The sequence below is a fragment of the [Phormidium] sp. LEGE 05292 genome (assembly GCF_015207735.1).
GTDB lineage: Bacteria > Cyanobacteriota > Cyanobacteriia > Cyanobacteriales > Aerosakkonemataceae > Floridanema.
The window spans coordinates 1-5,715 of the sequence record NZ_JADEWG010000255.1 but is presented as its reverse complement, the minus strand read 5'-3'; the positions used below and the strand labels follow the sequence as shown (position 1 = coordinate 5,715).

Here is a 5,715-nt window from a genome sequence, read left to right as displayed (position 1 = left end):
CTCCCCATCTCCCCATCCCCCCATTCCCTCATCTCCTCTGCTCTAAAACTAACTAAGTCCGGTTAACTTTCTTTGCCAAATAATCATATTAGAACCAATTACCGGAGAACGAGCTACCAGCCTACCTTGAGTATCATAAATTTCCAACTTTTCAAAGTCCAATTTTTGAGAACGTTGCCACATATCAGCAGCTAATTGATCCTGTTTAGCTGAATCAAAAGTGTACCAATCATTAGCTACTTGGAGGCTTAAAAAATTATTGGGAAAATCAGCTTTAATTCCCACAATTAAACCATTAGCAAATTCACTGGCAATATCAGCAACTTGGTTTTGAATTGCCGCAATTAAAGTTTGTTCCGGTGTCAATACAGGCGGTGGTGGTGGTAGAGTTTCTATTGGTTTAGGTGGTTCAGGTTCTGTTAATTCCAGCGGCGCTTCAATTCCTGATGCTACCTTTTCCTCTTCTGGTACAGGAGTAAATACAGGAGTTTCCGAGGGCGTGGTAATTTCTGACGGTACAGGAATTTCTGAAACTGGGATATCTTCCAGTGGTGTTGTCACCTCTGGGGGAATGGTAGTTTCTGGTGGTATTGTTACCTCTGGGGGAATGGTAGCTTCTGGTGGTGTTGTCACCTCTGACGGTGTGCTAGGAATTGTGGGGGGAACTTCAGCGACTTGTGCTGGTTTTCCGGGCGAAAGGAGGGAATTTACCCATAATATGAGGATTAATATTAGAGCGATCGCACCAGTCAACACCGTATCATTAGGCAACTTTTGCCGCACCGACTCCGGCAAAATCTGACGTACCTTCGTCAAAAACGCCTTCCACAAACCCCAAATTTTACTCAAAAAACTCGGCTTTTTCGCCACAGGTGCAGCCTTAGCCGGAGTTTCCGCCTTTGACACAGGCGCAGGAGTCGTTGCTGCTGCTAACGTTTCCCCCTCTGACACAGGCGCAGGTATCGTTGCTGCTGCTAACGTTTCCCCCTCTGGAGTCGGAACAATTATTTCCTGTGCTGGTAAAGTTTCCGCCATCAGATGAGGAACAACAGTCGTCGCTGCTGGTAACGTATCTGTCAGCGGACTCGGAACAGTTAATTCCGCTGCTGATAACGTATCTGTTAACGGACTGGGAACAGTTAATTCCTCAGCTGGTAACGTATCTCTCAGCGGACTCGGAACAGTTAATTCCTCAGCTGGTAACGTATCTGTTAGCGGACTCGGAACAGGCATAGCTGTTTCTGGTGGCAAACTAGCAGCAGAGGGTATAGTGTCCTGAGTGCTAACTTCTGGCTGCTTTGGTTGATCTTGTGACATGAAATCTTTTCCTGGGCGAACCACAACAGATTCAGGACTTACGCAACTGGCACAATCTTATGATGCGTCAGACCTAGAATCTTTAAAATTAAGGGAGGTTTTAGCTTTTCTGATGCACCTTACAAATATGTAAGTGTGACAGTGTTAGTCCTAAGATTCTTACAGGAAGCTCTCTCCTCACCTAAATCTATCATTTGGTATTCTGCTTTTGAGCGAGTTATTGAGTTTAAGAATTAATTATGAAATTTAATCGTCGTCAGTTCCTAACTTTAGGCGGCTTAACTGGTTTGGGATTAAGCTTTTTAGGTAAACTTTTGCAAAGTTCCCCAGCCGAAAGTGCAGATACGCAATTATCCAACACAGTCTCGGAATTAGCCACCCCGACAACACCACCCCTGTTCAGATTCGTTTCCGTCGCCGATACGGGTACTGGTACGCAAAATCAGTATGCTGTAGCGGAAGCCATGTCTCGCTATCACCAAAAAAATCCCTACAATTTAGTAATTTTGGCAGGAGATAACATTTACAATTACGGGGAAATCGAAAAAATTGAGGCAGTTTTTGAGCGACCTTATCAATATTTATTGAAAAAAGGAGTAAAATTTCAGGCTTGTTTAGGTAATCATGATATTGTCACAAAAAATGGCGATCCTCAAGTTCAATATCCTGGTTTTAATATGCCAAGTCGCTACTATACTTTTCGCCGTGACTCCGTACAATTTTTTGCTTTAGATACTAATAGTAATGCCGATTGGAAAAATCAGTTGATTTGGTTAGAGAAAGAACTAAGTCGCAGCAATGCGCCCTGGAAAATTGTGTTTGGGCATCACCAGATTTATTCCTCTGGCGTTTATGGGGTGAATCAACCGTTTATTAAGACTTTGACTCCGTTGTTCCAAAAGTATAAAGTCCAACTTTATATTAACGGTCATGAACACAGTTATGAGCGTACTCGTTCTATTAATGGCACAACGTACATGATTACTGGTGGAGGTGCAGGAACTCGCCCAGTGGGACGTTCTGAGTGGACGGAATATTCAGCAAGTCGCTTGAGTTTTGCAGCTTATGAGGTGTATGGCGATCGAATTTTGATTAGCGCCATTGGTACAGATAATTTAGTATTTGACAGAGGTGTGATTAGTTTGTAGGTTTTGTTGGATAGTTTAGTATCACAAAGGTTTACAAACGTCAAATGCTCTTGCTCTCAAATGTAAACTTGAAATAAAATGCTTGATTTATAGTACATTTGTACCTACAATATATATGATTAAATTAATCACCGCTCTTATATTCAGGTTTAGAGGTGTTTTTGTGAGCCGGAACAAGGTAGTAAGACCATTTTTAAAGTGGGCAGGAGGTAAGAGACAATTACTACCTGAAATCAAAAAGTATTTGCCTAAAATTCGGAGTAATAATGTATATTACGAACCTTTTTTAGGAGCAGGAGCGCTTCTTTTTGAATTGCAGCCAACCAAGGCAGTTATAAATGATAGTAATACTGGACTCATAAGTTGTTACACAGTTATTAAAGATTGGGTAGAAGAATTAATTTTGGATCTGAAAAAACATAAAAATGATCCAACATATTACTATGAGATAAGGGACTGGGATAGATCTGATGATTATCAGAATATATCATTAGTGGAAAAAGCATCACGAATAATATATCTTAATAAAACTTGTTACAATGGGCTTTTTAGAGTTAATTCGCAAGGGCAATTTAATGTACCATTTGGTAAATACAAAAATCCAAATATCTTAGAAGATGCTGTTCTAAGAGCAGTAAGCAATTATTTAAAAAATAATGATATTAAAATCTTAAATACAGATTTTCAGGAAGCCGTCAAAACTGCTAAAAAAGGTGATTTTGTATATTTTGATCCACCTTACGATCCTGTTTCAAATACGGCTTCTTTTACTGGTTATGATATTAATGGTTTTGACAAAAACGATCAAAAGAGATTAAAGGAAGTTTTTATAGATTTAACAGAGAGAGGTTGTAACGTCATGCTTAGTAATTCTTTAACACCCTTTACAGAAAGTTTATATAGAGAATATTCTTACATAAAAGTAAACGCAACCAGGAATATTAATTCCAATGCTCTAAAAAGAGGTAGGGTAGAAGAAATTTTAGTACTAAATTATCAACCATAAAAATATGCCATCAAACAACGACAAAACAAAAAACGATAAAGCTTGGGAGGAGATTTTTGAAGAAGATAAAATTTTAGAACATATAGCTAAGTGTGGCTACTATGAAATAGATTCTGAACGGATCAACAAAGTAAGGCAAAGTAGATTAATGGCTAAGTTTGATCATTATGTAAATTTACCTAAAATCTTTAAATCTAGTCATCTCTCAATTTTGCCAATTTCCAGATCGAAATACTTGATTGGTTATTTTGATACCCATTACAAAGTTGAATATAGTAATTCAGTTGAGATAATACCATTTGAATTTCCTGAGCAAGTAGAAAGTGTAGATTATGCCAATTTATATTCTGAAAGTTCAGCATTACACTGTGCTTTTCTAACGAAAATTATAGATGATTTAGCAGGTGAAGAGACTATTTATACCGTGTCAGGTAGAATGTCTACAAAAGAATTTAACTTTAAAATTAAAAGCTCAAAAAATGAAAAATATTACCCAATAAATGTCGAAAATGCCCAGTGTGAAATAGACGGAGGATTTGAGAGTGAAAATTACTTTTTATTAGTAGAGGCTAAAAATTATTCCATTGACGACTTTATGATCAGACAGCTTTATTATCCATACAGATTATGGTCAAGTAAACTTTCTAAACAAGTTATTCCTGTTTTAATGACTTATTCTAATGATATGTTTAGCTTTTTTATATATAAATTTGATGATGCTTTAGATTATAACTCATTGAGTTTAGTAAAACAGAAAAACTATATTATAGCACCGGAAAATATCCAATTAGAGGATGTTAATAATATTTTTAAAAAAATTAATTTAATTGCTAAAAAAGATGATGTTCCTTTCCCACAAGCTGATAATTTTGAAAGAGTAGTAGATTTATTATCACTTTTAGTAGAAAGAGATTTGACTAGAGATGAAATTACAGAAAATTATCAGTTCGATGTTAGACAAACAAATTATTATACTGATGCGTGTAGATATATTGGATTAGTGAATAAGTATAAAAAATCAGGATTTTTTTGTCTTACTGATGAAGGAAAAGATATTTTAAGTAGACACCAGAAAAATAAGTACATTGCTTTGATTAAGAAGATTTTAGAACATGAAATTTTTTATAAAACTTTTGAATTAAGTATAAAAAAAGGAGAAACTCCATCTCAAGAAGAAGTTTGTAAAGTAATGTTAGACTGTGGCTTAACCCTCAGTTCTACGACAATAGAAAGACGATCGCAGACGGTTCGGAAATGGATAGACTGGATTTGGTCACAGATCGAATAACCTGTTATAGACTAATCCTGATCATTCAGCGTTTACAATTGTTAAATCTAGAGTTTCTTTGAGAGTAGGAGTGACCTGCGTGGACAATCCCGATCTCGCCAAAAAGCGATCGCGAGTAGTACCCTCATTTGATGATATCCCAGAGGCTTTACGGGAAGCGCCAACTACAACAGTAACCCAGCGTCGGAGGCACAACTTCTGGCTAATTACAGGACTAACAGGACTAGGAGTAATTGCTCTGTTTGCTGGTTTTTGGTTCGCCACTTTATTATCTTCAGAGCCAAATATAATTCGTCTCATTAACAGTCTGGGTAAAAATCAGACACCAACTCCCACCTCAGTGGAAACTAGCAAAGTATCGACCAAACAGCCTGAACTCACCAAACAGCCCGATATAGTTGTGGGAAAATCTGGACATTTCGCTTATCAAGAAGCACCAGCCCAACAATTACAATCAATTACAGCCGATGGTAGGATTAAACTACGTCAACCAGCTGCCGAGAAATTTAAAGCAATGGTAGCAGCAGCTAGAGCGCAGGGAATTATTTTAGTACCTATTTCTGGATTTCGTTCTGTAGCAGAGCAGCAACACCTATTTTTTGACGTAAAAGCCCAGCGAGGTCAAGCAGCAGCCGACAGAGCATCAGTCAGCGCCCCACCAGGTTACAGTGAACATCACACAGGTTACGCCGCTGATATTGGCGATGGCAATCTCCCCGCAACTAACTTGAACCCCAATTTTGAAAACACAGCTGCTTTTAAGTGGCTACAAGCAAACGCCGCGCGGTTTAGCTTTGAAATGTCCTTTCCCAAAAATAATTCCCAAGGCGTAAGTTATGAACCTTGGCATTGGCGTTTTGTTGGGGATAGACAAAGCCTAGAAACATTTTACAAAGCCAAAAATCTTAGCCCCAGTCGGAAGTAGGGGCTCCAGGGGCAGGGGGGACAAAGGGACA

At 38.2% G+C, this 5,715-nt stretch carries 5 protein-coding genes; 4 read left to right on the top strand and 1 reads right to left on the bottom strand.

Features of this window, described 5'->3' with window-relative positions; all coding sequences use genetic code 11:
* Window positions 1–48: 48 nt before the first annotated feature.
* Entirely contained in the window at window positions 49–1,317 is a 1,269-nt protein-coding gene (locus tag IQ264_RS31285; protein WP_193986424.1) for a hypothetical protein, read from the bottom strand.
* Window positions 1,318–1,556: 239 nt separating this feature from the next.
* Between IQ264_RS31285 and IQ264_RS31280 the strand changes: the two genes are divergently transcribed.
* From IQ264_RS31280 to IQ264_RS33780, 4 genes are all read left to right on the top strand, one after another.
* Window positions 1,557–2,465: a metallophosphoesterase gene (locus tag IQ264_RS31280; RefSeq protein WP_193986422.1), complete on the top strand. Its 909-nt coding sequence runs from the start codon at window positions 1,557–1,559 to the stop codon at window positions 2,463–2,465.
* A gap of 163 nt (window positions 2,466–2,628) precedes the next feature.
* A complete protein-coding gene (locus IQ264_RS31275; protein WP_322744841.1) occupies window positions 2,629–3,471 on the top strand; it encodes a DNA adenine methylase in 843 nt (280 codons plus the stop codon).
* 4 nt (window positions 3,472–3,475) lie between these two features.
* Window positions 3,476–4,759 carry a type II restriction enzyme gene (locus IQ264_RS31270; RefSeq protein ID WP_193986418.1) on the top strand — a complete coding sequence of 428 codons (1,284 nt, stop codon included), beginning with the start codon at window positions 3,476–3,478 and terminating at the stop codon, window positions 4,757–4,759.
* A 79-nt stretch (window positions 4,760–4,838) separates the two neighbouring features.
* On the top strand, window positions 4,839–5,684 hold the full coding sequence (locus tag IQ264_RS33780) for a M15 family metallopeptidase (protein ID WP_193986416.1): 846 nt from the start codon (window positions 4,839–4,841) through the stop codon (window positions 5,682–5,684).
* The last annotated feature ends 31 nt before the right edge of the window (window positions 5,685–5,715 follow it).

Excerpts from the sequence above, each read along its gene's own strand:
- IQ264_RS31285 (WP_193986424.1), bottom strand. The coding sequence starts at position 1,317 with ATGTCACAAGATCAACCAAAGCAGCCAGAAGTTAGCACTCAGGACACT.
- IQ264_RS31270 (WP_193986418.1), top strand. The coding sequence starts at position 3,476 with ATGCCATCAAACAACGACAAAACAAAAAACGATAAAGCTTGGGAGGAG.
- IQ264_RS31280 (WP_193986422.1), top strand. The coding sequence starts at position 1,557 with ATGAAATTTAATCGTCGTCAGTTCCTAACTTTAGGCGGCTTAACTGGT.